This window comes from Peptoniphilus grossensis (assembly GCF_001940285.1).
GTDB classification, from domain to species: domain Bacteria; phylum Bacillota; class Clostridia; order Tissierellales; family Peptoniphilaceae; genus Peptoniphilus_A; species Peptoniphilus_A faecalis.
The window spans coordinates 453,662-476,183 of record NZ_MJIH01000001.1; the positions used below are offsets into that span (position 1 = coordinate 453,662).

A 22,522-nucleotide genomic window follows, 5' to 3' on the forward strand; every position below is an offset into this window, starting at 1 on the left:
ATCACCCCCTAATAATATTTCTAATTTCACCTACATACTTAACAAGTTTTTCCACAAAAATATCTATTTCTCCTTTTGTAGTATCCTTTGAAGTACAAACTCTTATTGTCCCTTCTGCATACTTATCTGATAGACCAATTGCCTTTAAAGTATTGGACTTGTGTGTACCATTAGAATTACAAGCAGATGCCGTTGAAATGTAAATCTCATCGCCTTCTAAGTAGTGGAGGAGAACCTCTGCCCTAATATCTAAAATTGAAAGAGAAATTATAAAATCCGTAGCATTTTCTGGCGTATTTATCTTATAATCCTCTAAATTCTCCCCTAATTTCTCAAGAAAATAATCCTTTATCTCTTTCGCATGGCTAAGCCTCTTTTCTAAATCTCTTTTAGTGAGTTCACAAGCCTTGCCAAAACCAAGTATGCCAGGCACATTTTCCGTACCCGATCTAAGACCTCTTTCTTGACCACCGCCAATTACAAGACTTTCTATGTTTAAATCCCTTCTTTTGTAAAGAGCGCCCATGCCCTTTGGCCCATAGATTTTATGTGAAGAAAAAGAAAAAGTATCGCAGCCCAAGTCCTTTACATCAACGGGAATTTTTCCAACAGCTTGAACTCCATCAACATGGCACAAAATATTTTTGTTTTTTGACTTTGCAATATCAAAAAGTTTTCTAATATTATTTACAGTACCAAGCTCGTTGTGAACATAGATGAGAGAAACTAAAATGGTATCCTCACTTACCGCTTCTTTAAACTTTTCTACATCGACTGCACCAGTATTGTCCACATCTAAATAACAAACATCGTAGCCAAGTTCTTTGTAGTGCTTAAATTGATCGTCAATAGATGCATGTTCAATGGCAGAAGTTATAATCCTCTTGCCCCTTCTCCTATTTTTTAGAATAGCACCATGTATAGCAATATTATTGCTTTCCGTTCCTCCCGATGTAAAATAAATTTCATCAGCATTAGCACCAATAAGTGCAGCGACATTTTTTCTAGCAACCTCAATTTCCCTTTCAACCCTATGACCAAAGCTGTGAAGAGACGAAGGATTTGCAAAATCATGGACAAGTGCCTTCATCATCATATCAATAACTTCCGCATCGGGCTTTGTAGTTGCACAATTATCTAAATAAATCATAAATCTTCCTTCTATCATAATAAAAACTTTCCCATATATTATACTATAATATGATTGTCGATTCTATTTATAATTGGAATTAGAATTACGGTGAAAAATTATAAAATTGCAAAAAATTTAATGATATACTTATATTGGTGATAGCGTGAAAAAATTAGAAAGAAAAACTAAAAGAACTTCAAAAAATTACATAAAAATAGAAACTTCTGGACTTTCACGAGAAATTGATTCCCTTATCGCAGTGAGTATAATAGAAAAAAATTCAGAAATAGTAAAAACTTTTTGCATAGAAAATTTCAAAGAAGAGAAAAAATTGTTGGAAGAAGTATTACCCTTGATTTCAGGAAGAGAACTTGTATCCTACTCTGGCAAATCCTTTGACATACCCTTTATAAAATCAAAAACAAAATTTTATTTTAATAAAGACATAGATTTAAATTTCATCGACCTACAAGAAATCACAAAAAAATATAACTTTATATTTAATCTATCCTCCCATTCAAATAAAGCACTTATAGAAAAGTTTATCGAAAAAGAAGCATTAAAGGACAAAAAAAATTACGAAGGCATAAAAATAAAAACACTTTTCAAAAAATATGTAGAAGGCGAAAAAGAATCCTTAGAAAAAATTTTAGAATATAATTTTATTAGCTTAGAAAATTTAATTTCTTTGGACTTAAAAATCAGTGAAAATTTATGTAAAGAATTATCCCTCAATATTTTAAATTTTATGTTTTTTATAGAAGATTTAAAACTAAAAAACAATACCATAGAAATTTTGGGACTGACAAATTATAATAAAAATTACTTTAATACAAAGGAACAATACACCCTCGAAATAAATAATAGAGATATAATAAAAAATTCCAGAGGATTTTTAAATTTTTGTAAATTAGAAAACAAAGAGGAACTTGCAAAAGATTTTCCAACTCAAAACAAAAAATTTAGCCTAAAGATAAATACAGAAGACGCACTTTATGACGCCAAAAATCTTTGCTACTACATTCAAAAAAAAGACCTTCCCTTTGAAATCTTAAATCGAGAAAAAATAAAAAGCCCCTCACAAATTATCATCCTCTATTACAAAGACCACAAATTTAAAAACGAAAAAGAAGTCATGAAAAAAATAATAGAAAAAGAATTAAAATATTAAAAAAATTTAGACCATCTAAAAATATTGAAGATGGTCTAAAACTATAAATTCCCTTTAAAATTTTATCAATAAATTCTTTATAATTAAATTGTATATTGCAAACCCTTATAAAGAACTTACTCGTAAAAATCCCTTCCAAATTTTAAAAATATGTAAAAGAAAAGACCGATTGCTCGGTCTTTCTTCTTTGCACAATTTATCTTCTAATATAAATTGTAGCTGTTCTAGCTTCTCCATCCCATTCAATGTCTTGGTCTACTCCATCAAGAGTATTTCCATTAGTTAAACCAAATACATTTGCTACATTAGTAACTGGTACTAGAATTCTGTCATTGATGTTAAGAGGTTTAGCATCCATCTTAATAGTCTTTCCATTTGAAAGAACAATTTCGTCGCTGTCAATTTGAATTACAGCAGTTAAACCGTCCTTAGTAAATGTTGCTGTCCTAGTCTTAGCATCCCAATTAACATCTGCTCCAATAGCTTCTGCTACATATCTTAATGGAAGCATAGTTCTGTCATTTCTAATGACAGGAGTAACGTCCATCTTGTGATCAGTAGACTTGTAGTTTCTAACTTCTTGGTAATCATATTCATCAATGTGGAATATATACCAAAGTTTGTCGATAACTGTTGAACCTTGACCAGTCTTTCCAGGTACTACTGTATAAACTGGATAAGTTGGAGTCTTGTGATCTCTACCACGAATTATCGGTTCATCAACTTCACCTGGAGTATATCTTTCTTTAACAACTGTAGTTGCTGATGTTGGTGTCTTTCCTTCTTCAGTTTGAGTTGCTCTAATAACATCACCTGCTTTAGGTTCTTTGCCATCAGGTACAATTACTGACCAAGTTCCATCATCATTAACCTTAGTTTCACCAATAATATTTCCATTATCATCAGTTACAACAATATCCGCTCCTGGTTCACCTTTACCAGTGATAACTTTATCGCCTTCAATTACATCATTAATTGCTGGTGTAGCTGAATTATTGTCATCAACTTTTGCTTCTACTTTTACTGGATCTGATGGATCTTTTCCATCTTCTGTTTGATTTACATATACATCAGTTGGTTTCTTATCATCAGGTAATTTGTCAACTGGGATTTCCCATTTTCCGCCATCATCTACTGTTGTAGCGATTGGTTGTCCGTCTTTTCCTTCTATTGGTTGTCCCTTGTCATCTACTACTGTTATTGTAGATCCCTTTGTTCCTTCTCCTGTAATATTTTCATCATCTTTTCCTACTGGATTTACTGTTGGAACAGCTGATTGTTCTTTGGATGGAACTTTTACTGGATCTGATGGATCTTTTCCATCTTCTGTTTGATTTACATATACATCAGTTGGTTTCTTATCATCAGGTAATTTGTCAACTGGGATTTCCCATTTTCCGCCATCATCTACTGTTGTAGTGATTGGTTGTCCGTCTTTTCCTTCTATTGGTTGTCCCTTGTCATCTACTACTGTTATTGTAGATCCCTTTGTTCCTTCTCCTGTAATATTTTCATCATCTTTTCCTACTGGATTTACTGTTGGAACAGCTGATTGTTCTTTGGATGGAACTTTTACTGGATCTGATGGATCTTTTCCATCTTCTGTTTGATTTACATATACATCAGTTGGTTTCTTATCATCAGGTAATTTGTCAACTGGGATTTCCCATTTTCCGCCATCATCTACTGTTGTAGTGATTGGTTGTCCGTCTTTTCCTTCTATTGGTTGTCCCTTGTCATCTACTACTGTTATTGTAGATCCCTTTGTTCCTTCTCCTGTAATATTTTCATCATCTTTTCCTACTGGATTTACTGTTGGAACAGCTGATTGTTCTTTGGATGGAACTTTTACTGGATCTGATGGATCTTTTCCATCTTCTGTTTGATTTACATATACATCAGTTGGTTTCTTATCATCAGGTAATTTGTCAACTGGGATTTCCCATTTTCCGCCATCATCTACTGTTGTAGTGATTGGTTGTCCGTCTTTTCCCTTTATTGGTTGTCCCTTGTCATCTACTACTGTTATTGTAGATCCCTTTGTTCCTTCTCCTGTAATATTTTCATCATCTTTTCCTACTGGATTTACTGTTGGAACAGTTGACTTTTCATTTTTAGTAAATGTTGCAGTAAATGTTTCATTACTAATTACAACTTTTAATGCTGGATCCCAACTTGCAGGTGCTGTCCATCCAGGGTTCGCAGAGTAAGAAATAGTAGTATAATCCGCAAGATTTGTACCCGGTTTTACTCTTGCTAGTACTGTTTCTCCTGATTTATCCTTAACATTAACCTTTCCAGCCCCTTCAGGAAGTGCCTTAAATGTTACAGTTATATAATCAGATGGTATTGGCTTATCATCTGAACCCTTTGTCGGAATAGGATCAGTTGGTAAATATGGGATTATAACATCCTCTGTTTCTTCTATTGTTTGTTTTGTTGCACTTGCTTTGAATTCTTGGTCTTCATTTACTACTGTTTCTTTTGCAGGTGTCCATGTTACTGTTTTGTATCCGTCTTGGGCTTCTGCATTAGGGAACTTCTCTGCTGGTACTGCTGTACCTTTCTTTACAATTATTGGTGATACTTGTCCCCAGTCTTTTATTGATGCTTCATCTCTTGTAAATGTTACTGTTGCTGCATCACTTGGTACTGGTTTGTCTGTTGGTTTTGTATCTCCGCTTTCATATACATATAACATTTGATTTTCTACTTCTAGTGTTGATTGGTCTTCAAATGTTACTAGTAATGTTCCTTCGAATTCGCCTTTTGCATCTGAAGTTCTTGCTGGGTCTGTTTTGTCTGTTACTGTTGCTGCTGCTAGTAGTGCTGCTATTTGATCTTTCTTAGCTTCTTCTTTTGCTGCTACTCCATTTGCCCATGTGATTGCATCGCCTTTCCATACTGCTATGTCTACTGGCTTCAATCCTCCTAGTGCTGTTACTTCTTCTGCTTTTGTATTCTTTGTTGCACTTGCTTTGAATTCTTGGTCTTCATTTACTACTGTTTCTTTTGCAGGTGTCCATGTTACTGTTTTGTATCCGTCTTGGGCTTCTGCATTAGGGAACTTCTCTGCTGGTACTGCTGTACCTTTCTTTACAATTATTGGTGATACTTGTCCCCAGTCTTTTATTGATGCTTCATCTCTTGTAAATGTTACTGTTGCTGCATCACTTGGTACTGGTTTGTCTGTTGGTTTTGTATCTCCGCTTTCATATACATATAACATTTGATTTTCTACTTCTAGTGTTGATTGGTCTTCAAATGTTACTAGTAATGTTCCTTCGAATTCGCCTTTTGCATCTGAAGTTCTTGCTGGGTCTGTTTTGTCTGTTACTGTTGCTGCTGCTAGTAGTGCTGCTATTTGATCTTTCTTAGCTTCTTCTTTTGCTGCTACTCCATTTGCCCATGTGATTGCATCGCCTTTCCATACTGCTATGTCTACTGGCTTCAATCCTCCTAGTGCTGTTACTTCTTCTGCTTTTGTATTCTTTGTTGCACTTGCTTTGAATTCTTGGTCTTCATTTACTACTGTTTCTTTTGCAGGTGTCCATGTTACTGTTTTGTATCCGTCTTGGGCTTCTGCATTAGGGAACTTCTCTGCTGGTACTGCTGTACCTTTCTTTACAATTATTGGTGATACTTGTCCCCAGTCTTTTATTGATGCTTCATCTCTTGTAAATGTTACTGTTGCTGCATCACTTGGTACTGGTTTGTCTGTTGGTTTTGTATCTCCGCTTTCATATACATATAACATTTGATTTTCTACTTCTAGTGTTGATTGGTCTTCAAATGTTACTAGTAATGTTCCTTCGAATTCGCCTTTTGCATCTGAAGTTCTTGCTGGGTCTGTTTTGTCTGTTACTGTTGCTGCTGCTAGTAGTGCTGCTATTTGATCTTTCTTAGCTTCTTCTTTTGCTGCTACTCCATTTGCCCATGTGATTGCATCGCCTTTCCATACTGCTATGTCTACTGGCTTCAATCCTCCTAGTGCTGTTACTTCTTCTGCTTTTGTATTCTTTGTTGCACTTGCTTTGAATTCTTGGTCTTCATTTACTACTGTTTCTTTTGCAGGTGTCCATGTTACTGTTTTGTATCCGTCTTGGGCTTCTGCATTAGGGAACTTCTCTGCTGGTACTGCTGTACCTTTCTTTACAATTATTGGTGATACTTGTCCCCAGTCTTTTATTGATGCTTCATCTCTTGTAAATGTTACTGTTGCTGCATCACTTGGTACTGGTTTGTCTGTTGGTTTTGTATCTCCGCTTTCATATACATATAACATTTGATTTTCTACTTCTAGTGTTGATTGGTCTTCAAATGTTACTAGTAATGTTCCTTCGAATTCGCCTTTTGCATCTGAAGTTCTTGCTGGGTCTGTTTTGTCTGTTACTGTTGCTGCTGCTAGTAGTGCTGCTATTTGATCTTTCTTAGCTTCTTCTTTTGCTGCTACTCCATTTGCCCATGTGATTGCATCGCCTTTCCATACTGCTATGTCTACTGGCTTCAATCCTCCTAGTGCTGTTACTTCTTCTGCTTTTGTATTCTTTGTTGCACTTGCTTTGAATTCTTGGTCTTCATTTACTACTGTTTCTTTTGCAGGTGTCCATGTTACTGTTTTGTATCCGTCTTGGGCTTCTGCATTAGGGAACTTCTCTGCTGGTACTGCTGTACCTTTCTTTACAATTATTGGTGATACTTGTCCCCAGTCTTTTATTGATGCTTCATCTCTTGTAAATGTTACTGTTGCTGCATCACTTGGTACTGGTTTGTCTGTTGGTTTTGTATCTCCGCTTTCATATACATATAACATTTGATTTTCTACTTCTAGTGTTGATTGGTCTTCAAATGTTACTAGTAATGTTCCTTCGAATTCGCCTTTTGCATCTGAAGTTCTTGCTGGGTCTGTTTTGTCTGTTACTGTTGCTGCTGCTAGTAGTGCTGCTATTTGATCTTTCTTAGCTTCTTCTTTTGCTGCTACTCCATTTGCCCATGTGATTGCATCGCCTTTCCATACTGCTATGTCTACTGGCTTCAATCCTCCTAGTGCTGTTACTTCTTCTGCTATGGAGTATTTATAGTTTGCATTATATGTTGCTTCGCTTACTGCTCCCGATGTCGGAACTTTTGGTGTCCATGGGTTTTGTAAATCTTGAGTATATTCTTTTTGATCTTTTGTACCTTGTACTGTTAATGCTTTTATAGCGTTTGTTAATGATTCATTGTCATATTGAAGGCCTTTTTTAACATCTATATATAATTTATCTTTGCCTTGGTAAGGACTTTCATTTGTGAAAGTACCTTCTACACCATCGGCTTTATTTTCATTAGCATCAAAAGTAAGTCTTACATATCCTTCAGGTGTAGGTACAGGTGTTCCGCTGTCAGCTTGTGTTGGATCTACTGGAGGTACTAAAACATCAGCTTGATATGCAAGTTTTATTGTTCCTTGTTCTTTTGCATTAGGTGCGGAAATGTCAAGTTTATAATCCTTACCATCTATTGTTACCTTTTCTCCAGTTGTCTTTCCATCAACTTTAAATGTTAGACCATTTGCTAGTTTATTTGCCTCAACTTCATCAAAATCTTCAGATTCCCTAAAGTTTAATGTTTCACTTTTATTTGTAAGTTTAATATCTTGAATGTCTGGAAGTTCATCTATTGTAACATTAGGCATAGTATCTGAGTCTTGTGGCATACCTTCATTTAATGGATTTCCATAGGGATCTACATACTTTACTTCTGCAATTGTATTAGGTAGTTGCATAACTCTAAAGCTAAATTTAATACCTGCTCCATCTTGCGTACTTGTAGGTCTTGATGCTACTGCCATGATTTTAACATTGTTATTAAAATCAACTACTATTGATGCACTACCTGTCATTGAACCGTCTTTAGGCCATCCTACATTATAAGTAGTAGTTCCATCTTCAGTTAATGTTGCAAAATTTTCTTTTACATGTGTCTTTCCATCATTTGTATTCCATCTTGCAGTAATTTTAAAAGATTTGTCAGGGAATACTGACCAGTCAAAAGCTTGATTGTCTAAGCCCACTGTTGTTAGCTCAATTGTCGTGTCATCAGATTCACTTTGAGGTGCTCTCATAGGTTGTGGCATTGACCTAAAAGCAGTTGATCCAGAAGATTGTGCTTCATTAGTGCTTCTCTTACTTCGCCTAGAATTTGCTTTTTCCTTTGTATTTATAATATTTGAATCAAATTCAAATACTTCTTGATTACCTTCAACTCTTCCTTTTAATTGTCCGTCAGTTTTTCCTTCAAGTGCACTGCTACCTAAAGCATATGCAGTATCCGCAAAAATTGAAAACATCATTAGAAAGACTAACAAAAATGAAAGTAATCTTTTGCTGTTTTTCATATATTTACCTCCTGTAGGGAGGAGAAAATCCTCCCCATGTAATTAATATTTGTCTTACTCAATATCTAATAGTAAAGGGTTTGTAGTATATAGTTTTCCGTCTTTTTCAACTGAACCAAATACTTTTACAATGTCTCCACTTTGAAGTTTGTAATTGTTGTCAAATGTTAATTTAACAGAATCGCTTGTATTTGCAATAGTTGCTCTTCCTGTAGCTTTTTCTTGTCCGTCGCTTCCTGTTACTGTCAATACTACATTAATATCTTCCATATTTCCAAATACTCTTACGAATTTTCTTCCTGCTCTTGCACCTAGTATCTCAACTTGACATACATAAGTTGGCGTATAAGCTACTTCTTTAACAGATTTATTGCCAAATTGGTCTTCTGCAATTATCCACATAGTTGGAGGAGTATTGCCATTTTCAACAGCAGTTCTTACAACTTCATTGATATAGTCAGCGACTATATTTTGTTCTACTTTAATTTCAAACTCATGAGTTTCATTGCCTTCTGTTCCTTGATCACCTGCAGTTCCAATTTCAACAGTAATCTTTCTATCAAGTGTAATTTCATCAAGAGTTCCAGTTAAGTCAATAAATCTTCTGAATTCTTCATCTTTAGCTGTAAAGTTTGTTTCAGGTCCTTTTGTGTCAAGTTTAACATATTTTTTGTTTTCTTGACCTTCTTCAGGAGTGTATGGCACGTTTCCAACTAATGTCGAATCTGCCGGAATTTGTCCCGGTTGGATAGTAGTTATACGGATTATATCTCCATTATTTACGCCATCAAGAGTAATAACTTTTTCTGTGCCAATTTCATTATCTTCAGCTTGAACGTATTCTCCAACTTTAACCCAGCTATTACCATTAAATACTTCAGCTATATACTGTGTTCCCTTAGTAGGCTTATTTAAAGTAGGATTTGGAACATAGAATTTAATTTGAGGTTTACCATCTGGAGCATTTTCAATTTGTCTCATGGTATCTACAGGTGTTGAAGTTTTTTGTTCTTCAATTACTATTCTACCTGTAGGTCCTTCAATTTCTTGTCCTGATTTTTCTACTATATAAGAAGCTACAATTTCTTTTCCTTCTTGTCCGCTTAAATCTACATCTCCTACTACTAATTTTCCGTCTTGAACTGATGCTGTTATACCATCTTTTGTATAAGTTCCATCAGGTTGTTTTTCTAGAACTACTTCACCTGTACCTGGAATATTGAGTTTTATCTTCTTTATATCTGCGTTTTGTTCAGATTCAGACCATTTTAATTCGAATTTAACGTCTGTATCTTTTACAGGGTTAAATACTGGTTTTGGAATATCTACAGGGGTTGAAGTGTTGTAGATAGTATATCCTGTTACTTCTTTTAATCCTTCAACTTCTTTAGTGATAGACTTCCTTGAAGTTGCTGAAGTATAGGCATCTACACCGATGTTGTAAGATTGATCCTTTGCAAGTTTATCTCCATAAGGATTTCCAGCATCGTGGTGAATATTTAATGGTGCATTTGCATCACGTAAAGCTGTACCATCAGCTTGGTCTACTCTTACATAGGTTTTGATCCCTAAAGCTCCCCAGTTGTCCTTTGTAAAATTGTTGTATGCATCTTCATCTGTTACTATAGCTGAAACATAAGATCTTCTCTTACCTACTTCATCAAAGCCAGGTACTTTCCATTTTAATTCGTTAGGTCCGTTTACAGTCCATTGCTTTACTTGTCCCTTTAGAGGATAGTAGTTTGCATCAGCATGAACTGTTGGAGTTCCATAGTCAGTAACTGCTGTTCTGTAAAGAAGCCCTACTTTTACATCGTGTTTTTTAGCTTGGTCTACATTGTCAACATATTCTCCAACTACTACTGGGTCCTTTGTTATATCCTGTTTTGGATCAATATTCTTAAATGAATGAACAACTTCAACATCAAAGAATGGTCTATAATTTGCATATAGATGAATGTCATTACCCTCTTCAATCATTGCTTTAAGATTTGCAAAGTTTTGATCGCTTCCTTCGAAGGAAACTGAGAAACCATTAGGTATTGATCTTTCACTCTTAAATTTACTTTGTTTAATAATAGAATATGCTTCTGTTCTCTTTAAAATGCTTACTGTTTTACCATTATCTTTTGCGATTCCTTGTTCCATTTCACCTATTCTTTCATTGTTGTTCCCAGCACGAAGAACTGATGTCGCAGGATCATTTGTAAATCTTTCCGCAGTCCATCCTATGAAAGAATAATTAGGCATATTAAAAGTCTTCATAGAATCTTCAAAGTCGCCTTCTAATTTTCCATTTGTATTTGCATATGGTACTTTTGGAATTTGTTTAGCTACATATTCGCCCTTTTTACTCATTAAAGTTGGAGAAGTTGTAGCATCAATAAGCTTATTTGTAGCATCAATATCTGCTACTGTAATTGGAATTCTAACAATTGTTTCATTTTTAGGGTCAGCTGTGTTGTTTGAGTGTAGAATAATATTTATTCCCTCTCCATATACTGCATATACTGTTCTTTCCTTATCTATTGGAGATTTTTCGTCAAAGATATAGTTTTCACCAGCATCTACATTATTCCACTCATTAAGATCTCTAATTGTCTTATCTAGCTCTCTAAATTGTTCAGCTGCTGTCTTTCCACCAGGTATATCAGTAAGTTTTTTAGTTGTCCAACCTAGAATTCTCTTTCCTTGTGGAACATTAATATCTTCCTTAGTTGGCATTTGTCTTAATTTTAAATCATCGCCTTCAAGTTTTTCTCCTCGGTGATCATCAAATTTTACATTATCTCCCGTAAATCCACTTGGAACATAATCCGGATTTTCTTCTCCAGTAGAAGGATCATATTTATAATTTATATTTAATGGTGCAATCTTTTCAATTGTGTCAAAACCGCCAACTTTAGATTCTTGTCCATTTAAATCAAATGTAACCTTTGCTTGAACTTGTTCAATTACATCTTCTCCTTCAATAGATCCTGATAATATATATCTATTGTTGATAGAAATTGGCATATCTTTTTCAAGCTTCTCAGGCAATTTGAATTCTTCATATTGTTTTAACTGTTCCGCTCCTGCAATATTTGGGTTTGATGTCATAAATTTATAACCAGTATATTTTACATTTTCACCATTTTCAACAAATATAACTTCCTCTCCGACATTTGAAGCCGATATTGTTTGTTTTAGCAATTTATTTTCATTGTCAAGAACTGTAGGAATCCTAAATGCCATTTCTGCACGGTCATAGTATGAATATCCAATAATTTCTTTTGAATCTGTGAAAACTTCTTCTACACGTGGTCTAATTATTGTTTGAACAAGTGCCCCGCCCGTTAATGTAGGTGACCAATCTAGTACTCTTGGTTTGTGTTCAAGAACTGGGTTTGTAAACTCTATACTGCGATTATTAATAACCATTGTCAATGTTTGTGATGATAACGGTTTATTGAGTTCTCCATTATATCCTCCACGCAAGCTGATTGTTTCTCCCTTTGGAATTTTTATATCTACTGGTACTGTCCAAATAAATTCCTTGAAGGCATTAGAGCCTGTCGCTGATCCTTGTACCTCAATATTTTCTCTAAAATTAATTGAATATTGATCTTTTCCAATTGTAATTTCTTTGTAAGGATCATAGTATGTTAATGCTATCTTATATCCTTGGTTGTCGTTAAATTTAAGGTTAACCTTATCGCCTGCCTTTAAAATAATATCTTCATCAGCTTGAGTAGTCCAGCAAGTCGTTCCATAACTATCTTGGTTTACAATTGCAGAATAAAATGCATAAGATTTTAAACCATGCTCTTTAATGATCTTATTTAAAACATCTGTTTTTACATAATATCTAACACGAGTAGATAAACCGGAATTAGGTGATAGAGTACTATTTAAAACTGTATCTGAAAAATTCTGAGAAATAATCTTAGTATTTATTCCGAATTCGTAATCCCAATCTGATTTCCATTCTTTAGCACCAATTTGAAGAAAAGCTAAATCACCTTTTACAGTAAAATCATTTTTTGATAAGAATATATTACGACCCTGATCAGTACCATTATTGTTTCCATAAGGTTTATCAGTATTATCAAGGATAGTAACTTCTGCAACCGTACCGTTAGCTCTTGTATCATCTAAGATATTTAAAAATGATGCTTCTACAGATTGTCTAAATCCAAGAGGATTTTCTTGATCTCTAGCACCACCATAAGATGAACCAGTCGGTGCTTTTGACTGCTTGTATATAACATCAATAATGCCCGCATCCAAGTCATAAGTTACATATGATGTTGCAGCATCAAAGGGAGTAGTATTATTAACAAAAAAGTCGTTTAATTCTTTTTTGTAATCTGTACCTGCTACCGGAATAACAGTAGTAAAGGTATATGCGTTATAAGAAGCTATTGGGTTTTTATCTGATGCTCTTGCAAACACTCGTTCAAACTTATCATCCATAAGTCTTGCTTGTATAAGGATTTGAGTTTTAAAATCTTTTATAGATGTTCCTTCATTTAATACAAAATCCATAGGAATTTCTGTTTTATATGCCACGGCATTATTGCCGGCATTATCTAAGTTTTGATAATATATTCCTTCAGCACCAAATACAGATTCTGAATTTGCCAATTGACTAAAGGATTGTATTTCTTGGTTACTTCTGTAATAGTCGTGTCTAGCTCCAGTGTTAAGTCCTTTATACATACCTGTTTTTAGCGTAGTTCCTAAATTTGTCTTGGAATACTTCCAATCAACAGCATCAATAAACTCCTTTGGGAATTTTAAAACTAAATTCTTCCAAACAGCACTTGTTGAAGTTTGTTTTAAATTGTATGTCAGCCTTATAACCTCTCTTCCGTCTGAGTTGGTATAGGTTCCTACATAACTAATTGACGGAGTTCTCTTAGGCTCATATTCAGATACTCGTACTAATTTGTTGTTTTTAGATAAAGGCCATGATTCTTTTGAAGTGGCTGTTTTATTAACAGTCTCGATATTCCAATCAGCCTTTTTTACTTCTGCAAAGATGTTCATTGGCATTATTCCTATTAGCATTAGTAATGCTAGGAATAGGGATAAATATCTTTTTGTCATTTGTTTTTTATCCATTTTTTTCTCCTTTCTATTTTTTTGGATTTAAAACTTAATTTTCTCTTATCGCCTCCCATTGTCCAGAACACTATCAACTATGTTAGTTTCAATTATATTTTTTGCATAGTTTCGGACTGCATTATTATGTATAATATTATATAAAATTAAAATGCATCATTCAAGTGTAAATTTTTTAATTTTTCTTAATATTTCAACATTTTCTCCTAGTTCACCCCCCCCCCCCCCGGAAATTTTGCACTTTTTATGTACAATCCTTTCACACATGTTTGTTTGATATTCTATGAATTATTATATATAGTTGACTTAAATGCTAATCTTTTCATATTGTGATTTTTTGTTCTATGAGTTTTTTTGAATACTTGTGTTTTTGTAGAGTTTTTCTCATTTTTACTTTTCTCTAGTGTCAGGTTTAATTTTGATTTTTCCCTTTATTTTATTTGCTTTACTTTAAATAAAATTTATAGAAAACTTATTTTTTCCAATAAAAAAGACGACTATTGCCGTCTTTTTAATCTTATATTTTATTTTTCATCTATTATATCTAGTGCTATCTCTATATTTTTCTTTGACTCTCTACGCATTTTTTCAGTGTTTTCTATTATTTTTTCTCGCCTTTCTTCTAAGTTGTCCAAGGCACGCAGTGTTTTTTTGAATAATTCTTCTGATGTGAAGTTTTCTACGTCTACATATTCGCCAATTCCAAGTTCCTTTACCATGGCTTCGACTTTTGGGTCATAGATTATTCCCACCATGGGAAGATTTACGCTTGCTGCGTAAATTAAGGAGTGAAGCCTCATTGCTTCGAGGAGTTTTAGTCTTTTAAATATTCCCATGAGTTCTCCTGCTGAATAGGTGTTTTCTATTAGCATGACTTTGTTTTTATTTACACATTTTTCTGCAACTTCTCGAGAATAGACATTGTCCCTTGGTGTGTGGAAGGGAACTAGTAATATATCGTAGCCACTTTCTATTAAGATATCTATGGTTTTTGCAAATTTTTCTTTTATTGATTCGTCTTTTTTGTGATCTCTTATGCAAAATCCTATTGTGTTATCTGTTATTTTTATGTCTTCAGCTTTTAGTATTTCGTCAACTCTTTCTTCATCTGCTGCTTTTAGGGTGAAGACTGGATCTGCTGTAACTTCTACATTTTTATTTGTTACTCCTAGTTCTTTTACAAATTCATAGGATAATTTATCTCGCAATGTGATGTAGTCTACTTTGTTTAATACTTTTTTTGTCAGTATTCTATTTAATTTCTTGTCTATTGGTCCAATTCCATTGGCATATACGTAAACTTTTTTTCTAAAAATTTTTGCTATTATTATCACCGATAGATAATAGATAATGCTCCTCGTCGATGTTATATCCTGAAGTAGTGATCCTCCTCCCGACAATAAAAGGTCTGCATCTTTTATTGCTGAGAATAGTTCGGGTAATGAAAATCGATTTACTGCATCTATGCCGTAAACTTTTTTTGTCTTCTCAGGATTTTTTGAGAGTGCTGTCATTTTTATTTCTTTATTTAATTTTTTAAAATCTTCAACCATGGCTTTTAATATTGCATCGTCGCCAGAGTTGTCAAATCCAAAGTATCCTGATACTAGAATTTTTTTCATACCGCTCATTTTATCACTCTGTTATAGCTTCTCTTTCTGTTTTGTTTTCTTCTATTGTTTCTGTACTTTTTTCTGTAAATTCTTTTTCTCTTTCTATTTTTTCTATTTTTATTGCTGTAAATATTATGCCAAGGACAATCCAGAAGGTAAATATTATTCTTGGAATGTATAAAAAGTGTTCTACTAGTCCATGACCCATTATGCCTATTATGCTGGCGAAGAGTCCTGCTCCAAGGTATTTAAAGTACTTGTCTTCTGATTTTACTAGGTTTGTATAATCGTATTTTAATGTTGCTAATAATAGTAACATGAAAAAGATAAATCCAACTATTCCTATTTCTGCTGCTATTTCAAGATAGGTGTTGTGTGCGTGGTATATGGGCATGGTCCTGATATACTTTTCAAAGGTTTCTTTAAAGGGCATATACCCAAAGCCAACGCCTGCCACTAAATTATCTCTTATTACTTCCTTTGTAATTTGCCAAATTTTTATTCTATATAGATTTGATGTGTCCACTGTTGAGCCTATGGAAGTAATTCTATCCACGACTTTTTGCGGTAGCACTGCAAGTCCACCTAAAATTATTGGCACTCCTAATAATAAAAGTCTTCTATCTACTAATAAGACAAAGGCAAGTGCTGCCAGTGCAATTCCTACCCAGCCACCTCTCGATAATGTCATTACAATGCATATGAGAAGTATACCCGTTGATGCTGCAAAAAGAAATTTTTTCTTCATGCTCTTTGTGTGCCAAGTTATTCCCACTGCAATTGGTGTAATTAGTACTAGGTATTCTGCCAAAATATTTGGGTTGAAAAATACTGAGTAAACTCTTACTGCAATGTCTGTGTTATTTTCTGTATCTAACCACTCTGGTCTCATCTCTACACCTGTGAAATATTGCATTACTCCAAGTAATGCGACTACAAGTGCCGACAAAAGCAGTGTGGATATAAAGGCATTGAGTTCGCCCTTTGTCTTTATGGAATTTGTCATTGCAAATAAAAAGGAAATTCCTGCTGCATTTAGTGCCAGATCTCGAATTGAGCCCGATGGGTCAATTGATGTAATAGTTGAAAAAACTATTATGAAGGCAAATATTGCAATGGGTACAGTTCTTGCTCCTACTGTGAATTTTTCTTTATAAAGTGCTGCTCTAAGTAGCACAAAAAATCCCATGGATAATAGCATTATTAGTCCCAAGGCATCTGGTACAAAGGGGTATAAAAATGCTGATGCAAAGAGTCCAATTTTTATGTCGTATATTACAAGTAAAAGGCCGCTTATGCCTATAAAGGCTGCCAAGAAAAATTTCGTTCCTAGAAAATAATATATTATTGTCAAGAAAAGTGCTGATAATAATATAAAATTAATTTTTTTTGATTTTACCACCAGTTTTCACCGCCTTCATCTAATTTGAAAAAGCTAGTGAAAAATTCTATGAACTTTGATCCTCTAATTATTTCCATGTATTTTCCCTTTAGTAGTGAAAGGAGTAAACCAAAAACTATAAATGCTAGTGGGAATATTAGTTTTGCCTTAATTATCAATGAAATAATTAATGTAAAGATCCCTGTATAAAACATAATGTTTGAGATAATACCCACAATTTGGTCAAAATCATCAAGGGATGTCATTAGAGAACCAAGAAAAAAGGAGTTTTTTTTCATTGGTACAAAAATATTTCCCAGTAGGTTCATAAATTTTTCTATTAAGTTAAATAATCCTCTATATATTTTGTAAATAAAGGTATGTTCAAATAAAACTTTATCGCCTGCAAGGACACTTCTAGTCTTTGAATTTGCAAAAGTTTTTGCTATTGGTTTTGTTATAAAATCCTGTGTCCTTTTTGTTAGTGAATTTTCATAATATTCACTAAAGGATTTGTGAATTTTATTTAGAAACCTTATAGTTAATGAATTAATAATAATCACCTAGTTCTTTAATTCTATGCCAAGAATTGTCATAAATGTTGTAATATTTTTATTTTTTATTCTCATTTCTGCACCTATTCTTATTTGTTCAGTGCCAACTTGATAAAAATCTTCTGTTTCCTTTACATCTGCATCAATTGTCATAATAACTCTATATTTTCCGGGAACTTCTGAATTGTAAAATTTGCCTTGATATTCGGTCTTGTCTTTATAGGGTTCAACTTCTGCTGCAACAATTTTGCCAAGGTATGTTCCCTTGTCGTAATCGAAGATTTTATCTCCTACTTTGATATTATTTGCTGTAACATCTCTTACATCCTTTACTTCAGCTGTTATAACGCCCTTTTTTGTGCTTGCTTCTCCTACTGCTGCTTTTGTTCCAAATCTTTTTACTCCCACTGCAACAAGTGCAAGGATTAAAATTATTACTAATAGATCCACTATATTAATTAGTCCAAAAAGTCTGCCTTTTTTGTCAATTATCTTCATGTTTTTCTCCTTTTAATATTTCATCGTAAATTTCTTTTTGTCTCTCGCCCATTGATTTGTGAGAATATTTTTCTATTACTTCTCTTTTTATATTTTCGCCAAGTATTTTTAGTTTTTCTCTATTGTTGTAAAGTTCTAAAATATATTTTGCAAGGGACTTAAAGTTTCCAATTGGGAATAGATACCCCGTATAATCTTCTTTTATTATTTCAGGAATGCCGCCAGTTTTTGTGGAAATTGTAGGCACATTTAACATCGCCGCTTCTAAAATTACATAGGGAAAGGACTCTGAAATGCTAGTTAGCACATTTACATCTATGGCATTGAAGAAAGAATATTTATCTCTTACAAAGCCAAGGAAGTAAATATTTTTGTCGATTTTAAAGGATTTTGCCATATCTTGCAATTTTCTCTTTTCATCGCCTTCTCCTGCTACGAGAAAAATTATGTCTGGATTTACTTCTAGGGTTTCTTTGCAAGCTTTTATAAAAGTTTCGTGATCCTTAACTTTGTCTAATCTTGCTGCTATACCTACTAAAAACTCTCCGTTGTAATTTACCTTATGTCTTTCCAAAAAAGCAGTTTTTGGGATGTAGTCGATTTTCTCATCTATGTCAATTCCATTGTAGAGAACGTGAATTTTATTTTTGTCAAAACCTCTGTCTTCTAGCATCTTTTTAAAATTATCACTTACACAAAGGTAGTGATCAAATTTTTTAAGTGCTCTTTTGTTTAATGTTGTGTAGATTATGTTTTTGTAAAATGAGTCCTTGAAGTCAAGCATATAATCTGAATGGATTGTCGTAATCATGGGGACATGTATTTTCTTTTTTAAAAACATACAAATAAAATTAGCTCTCGCACCGTGTGCGTGGACTAAGTCGTATTTGCCATTATTTATTTCGTCACTTAATTTAGAAACGACGGAAAGGTCAGATCTTTTTTCCTGTGGATATACTTCTATGTCTATGCCACGTTTTTTTGCTTCGTCATAAAAGGTGTCTTTGATGAAGCAAATTATTTTTGTTTCAACTTTTCCATTTAGGCCCTTCATTAGTGTAAAGATATGTGTCTTTGCACCGCCTGTGTCGCCGCCACTAATTAAATGGAGAACTTTTGTCATAACTCTCCTCCTTATCTTTCTTATTATACAATAAATTCTAAATAATTTTAACAGTTTTATATTACAAGATAATTTGAATGTCTTTTGCTTTTTATCTTCGTGTATTTATGCCTAATTTTATTTTATTTTTATAGTCTTTGAAATTTTTATAAAAAAAAGTCTTGCTTTTTTATTTTAAAAGTGATTTAATAAGAAAGATAAAAAAATAAAAAATCAGTCCAAGGACTGAGTAAAATCATGTCCTTGTGCATGATTTTTTTTTGAGCAAATTTAATTACCTTAAATTTTTTTTGCCCATTTTTAAGAATGTTTGATCTTTTATTTGGAAAAGGAGAAAAAAATGCCAAGAGATAATTCGATTAAAAAGACGCTAGTAATAGGATCTGGCCCCATTGTAATAGGGCAAGCTGCTGAGTTTGACTACTCAGGTACTCAAGCTTGTGAAACTTTGAAAAAAAATGGTGTTGAAACTATTCTTGTAAACTCAAACCCTGCTACTATTATGACTGACAAGGGTATTGCCGATAAAATTTACATTGAGCCAATAACTATTTCTTTTATAGAAAAAATTATTGAAAGGGAAAGACCGGACTCTCTTATTGCTGGTATGGGTGGACAAACTGGTCTTAACATGACACTAGAACTCGACAAGCGTGGAATTTTAGATAAGTATGGAATAAAAATTATAGGAACTGACATCGAAGCTATTAAAAAGGGCGAAGACAGAGATATTTTTAGAAAAACTATGGAAGAAATTGGCGAACCAATTATCCAATCTGAAATTACAAATACACTTGAAGAAGGAAAAATCCTAGCAAAGAAAATCGGCTATCCTTTAGTAATTAGACCTGCCTTCACCTTAGGTGGAACTGGCGGTGGTTTTGCCTATAATGAAGAGGAACTTGAGGAAGTTTTATCTCACGGCTTGAGCCTTAGCCCAGTAAAGGAATGTCTTCTTGAAAAGTCCATTCGTGGTTGGATGGAAATTGAGTTTGAAGTTATTAGAGATTCTGCTGGCGAAAAAGTTATTGTATGCGACATGGAAAATGTGGATCCCGTTGGCGTTCACACAGGCGACTCTATTGTAGTTGCTCCTTGCCAAAGTCTTGATAGGGATGTACTTCAAAAACTAAAAAATGCTGCGCTAAATATTGTTGAAAATGTAAATGTAATCGGTGCTTGTAATGTTCAGCTTGCACTTAACCCAGAAACTTTGGACTACGCAGTTATTGAAATCAACCCTAGAGTTTCTCGTTCCTCTGCCCTTGCGTCAAAGGCAACTGGATATCCAATTGCAAGAATTGCGACAAAGCTTGCCCTTGGATTAAACTTAAATGAAATCGAAAATGAAACTACTGGCGAAACTATTGAAAATTATGAACCTAATTGTGATTATGTAGTTGTTAAAATTCCTAAATGGCCCTTCGACAAATTTAAGTTTGCAAATAGAAAGCTTGGTACAAAGATGATGGCAACGGGTGAAGTTATGTCAATTGGTTCTTCCTTTGAAGAAGCTCTATTAAAGGGAATTAGGTCTCTTGAAATTTCAAAATTCTCACTTGAGTCTAAGTTCTCTGAAGAAAGAACTACTGAAGAACTTAAAAAGAGAATTAAGTTCCCCGATGACGAAAGACTTTTTGATGTTGCAGAAATTATTAGACGTGGACTTTCCCTTGAGCTTATCCACGATATAACTGGCATCGACCTTTACTTCTTGGAAAAAATCGAAAATATAGTTCGTGAAGAAGAAAATCTAAAAAATTTAAGCATGGATACAATTAAACCTGAGGAACTTTTAAAACTTAAAAAGTTAGGTTTTTCTGACAAAACTATTGCTAAGGCTCTAGGAGTAGAAATGGAAGATGTCATTGAACTTCGTGAGAAAAATAAAATCCTTCCTAATTATAGAAGAGTTGATACTTCTCCTTTTAGAAAAAATGGCGCCTACTATTATTCAACTTATGAAAAGACAGATGAAAATATTGTTTCTGAAAATAAAAAAATAATCGTAATTGGTTCTGGCCCAATTAGAATTGGTCAGGGAATTGAATTCGACTATTGTAGCGTTCACGCAATCAAGGCTCTTATAAAAATGGGCATCGAAACAATTACTATTAACAATAATCCAGAAACTGTTTCCACTGACTTTGATACATCTGATAAACTTTACTTTGAACCACTTACTGAGGAAGAGGTTAAAAGCATTATTGAGATAGAAAAACCACTTGGAGTAATCCTCGCCTTTGGTGGTCAAACTGCAATTAAGCTTGCAAAATACCTTCACTCACAAAAAATCAACATCTTGGGAACAGACTTTTGTGACATCGACAGGGCTGAAGACAGAGAAAAGTTTGATGAAATGCTTGAAGATTTGAAAATTAATAGACCTAAGGGACGTGGTGTCTTCACTGTTAAAGAAGGACTTGACGCAGCTAGTGAACTTGGCTATCCTCTACTCGTTAGACCATCCTATGTGCTTGGCGGTCAAGGAATGCAAATAACTTATGACGAGGAAAGTTTAAAAACTTATTTGCAAAGTGCCTTTGAAAGAGATTCAGAAAACCCAGTTTTAATTGATAAATATTTAGTTGGTCGTGAAATCGAAGTTGATGCAATTTCAGATGGCAAGGACGTCCTAATCCCAGGAATAATGGAACACCTTGAAAGGGCAGGAGTCCACTCTGGCGACTCAATTACAATTTATCCAAGTATTAACATCTCAAATGAAATTAAAGAAAAAATCTTGGATTACACAAAGAAAATTGCAAAGGCTCTTCATGTAAAGGGAATGATAAACATTCAATTTATTGAATACAAAAATGATTTATATATAATTGAAGTAAACCCTCGTGCATCAAGAACTGTTCCCTACATTTCAAAGGTTTCTGGCGTGCCAATAATTGATCTAGCTACAAAGACTATGCTGGGAGAAAAACTTTCTGATCTTGGCTATGGAGTGGACATTTATAAGGAGCCAAAACTAATGGCAGTTAAAGTTCCAGTGTTCTCTATGTCAAAACTCAATAGAGTAGAAATTTCTCTTGGCCCTGAAATGAAATCCACTGGCGAAGTCCTTGGAATTGGTAAAGACATTGATGAAGCACTTTTCAAGGGATTTTTGGCATCAGGTTCAGCAATTGAAGATAAGGCTTCAACAGTTCTTGCAACAGTAAATGACAACGACAAGGCGGAATTTATTGAAATTGCAAAATCAATGAGGGATTTAGGTTACAATTTCATCGCAACTAAGGGTACTTGTGAACTTCTTAAAAAAGAGGGCATTGACGCAAGAGAAATCGGAAAAATTAATGATCCAAGACCAAATATCCTAGATGTAATAAGAAAGGGCGAAATCGACATTGTAGTTAACACTCCAACAAGGGGTGGCGACTCAACAAGAGATGGCTTCAAAATTAGAAGAATGACAACAGAATACGGTATCGACATAGTTACAAGCCTCGACACATTAGCAGCAAGAGTAGCTGTTAAAAATAAAAAGTTCCACGAAGAAAACATGGATATCTACGAAATATCAGAATTTTAATTAGCCTTTACTTTATCTTTA

10 protein-coding genes are annotated in these 22,522 nt (G+C 34.0%); 2 read left to right on the forward strand and 8 right to left on the reverse strand.

What is annotated here, in order from left to right:
- Position 1 precedes the first annotated feature (1 nt).
- The gene (locus BIV18_RS02185) at positions 2–1,150 is read right to left on the reverse strand and encodes a cysteine desulfurase family protein (RefSeq protein ID WP_075659095.1); all 1,149 of its coding nucleotides are present in this window, start codon (positions 1,148–1,150) and stop codon (positions 2–4) included.
- Between the two features lie 145 nt (positions 1,151–1,295).
- On the opposite strand from BIV18_RS02185, the gene BIV18_RS02190 reads away from it, so the two are divergent.
- Complete coding sequence (locus BIV18_RS02190) at positions 1,296–2,303, forward strand: ribonuclease H-like domain-containing protein (RefSeq protein ID WP_075659096.1); 1,008 nt, start codon at positions 1,296–1,298, stop codon at positions 2,301–2,303.
- A gap of 196 nt (positions 2,304–2,499) precedes the next feature.
- On the opposite strand, the gene BIV18_RS02195 is transcribed toward BIV18_RS02190, so the two are convergent.
- From BIV18_RS02195 to BIV18_RS02225, 7 genes are all read right to left on the reverse strand, one after another.
- The gene (locus tag BIV18_RS02195; protein WP_075659097.1) at positions 2,500–8,682 is read right to left on the reverse strand and encodes an Ig-like domain-containing protein; all 6,183 of its coding nucleotides are present in this window, start codon (positions 8,680–8,682) and stop codon (positions 2,500–2,502) included.
- A 54-nt stretch (positions 8,683–8,736) separates the two neighbouring features.
- The gene (locus tag BIV18_RS02200; protein WP_075659098.1) at positions 8,737–13,788 is read right to left on the reverse strand and encodes a hypothetical protein; all 5,052 of its coding nucleotides are present in this window, start codon (positions 13,786–13,788) and stop codon (positions 8,737–8,739) included.
- 524 nt (positions 13,789–14,312) lie between these two features.
- Complete coding sequence (gene csaB, locus BIV18_RS02205) at positions 14,313–15,410, reverse strand: polysaccharide pyruvyl transferase CsaB (RefSeq protein WP_075660362.1); 1,098 nt, start codon at positions 15,408–15,410, stop codon at positions 14,313–14,315.
- 13 nt (positions 15,411–15,423) lie between these two features.
- On the reverse strand, positions 15,424–16,803 hold the full coding sequence (locus BIV18_RS02210) for an O-antigen ligase family protein (protein WP_235860764.1): 1,380 nt from the start codon (positions 16,801–16,803) through the stop codon (positions 15,424–15,426).
- Positions 16,797–17,345 (reverse strand): hypothetical protein, encoded by a 549-nt coding sequence (locus BIV18_RS02215; protein WP_075659100.1) that lies wholly within the window; start codon positions 17,343–17,345, stop codon positions 16,797–16,799. Before BIV18_RS02215 ends, BIV18_RS02210 begins: the two co-directional genes overlap by 7 nt.
- Entirely contained in the window at positions 17,346–17,834 is a 489-nt protein-coding gene (locus BIV18_RS02220; protein WP_075659101.1) for a DUF4330 domain-containing protein, read from the reverse strand.
- Positions 17,821–18,957, reverse strand: a complete 1,137-nt coding sequence (locus BIV18_RS02225) for a glycosyltransferase family 4 protein (protein ID WP_075659102.1) — start codon at positions 18,955–18,957, stop codon at positions 17,821–17,823. Before BIV18_RS02225 ends, BIV18_RS02220 begins: the two co-directional genes overlap by 14 nt.
- Positions 18,958–19,297: 340 nt before the next feature.
- Between BIV18_RS02225 and carB the strand changes: the two genes are divergently transcribed.
- Entirely contained in the window at positions 19,298–22,501 is a 3,204-nt protein-coding gene (gene carB, locus BIV18_RS02230) for a carbamoyl-phosphate synthase large subunit (protein ID WP_075659103.1), read from the forward strand.
- Positions 22,502–22,522: the final 21 nt, after the last annotated feature.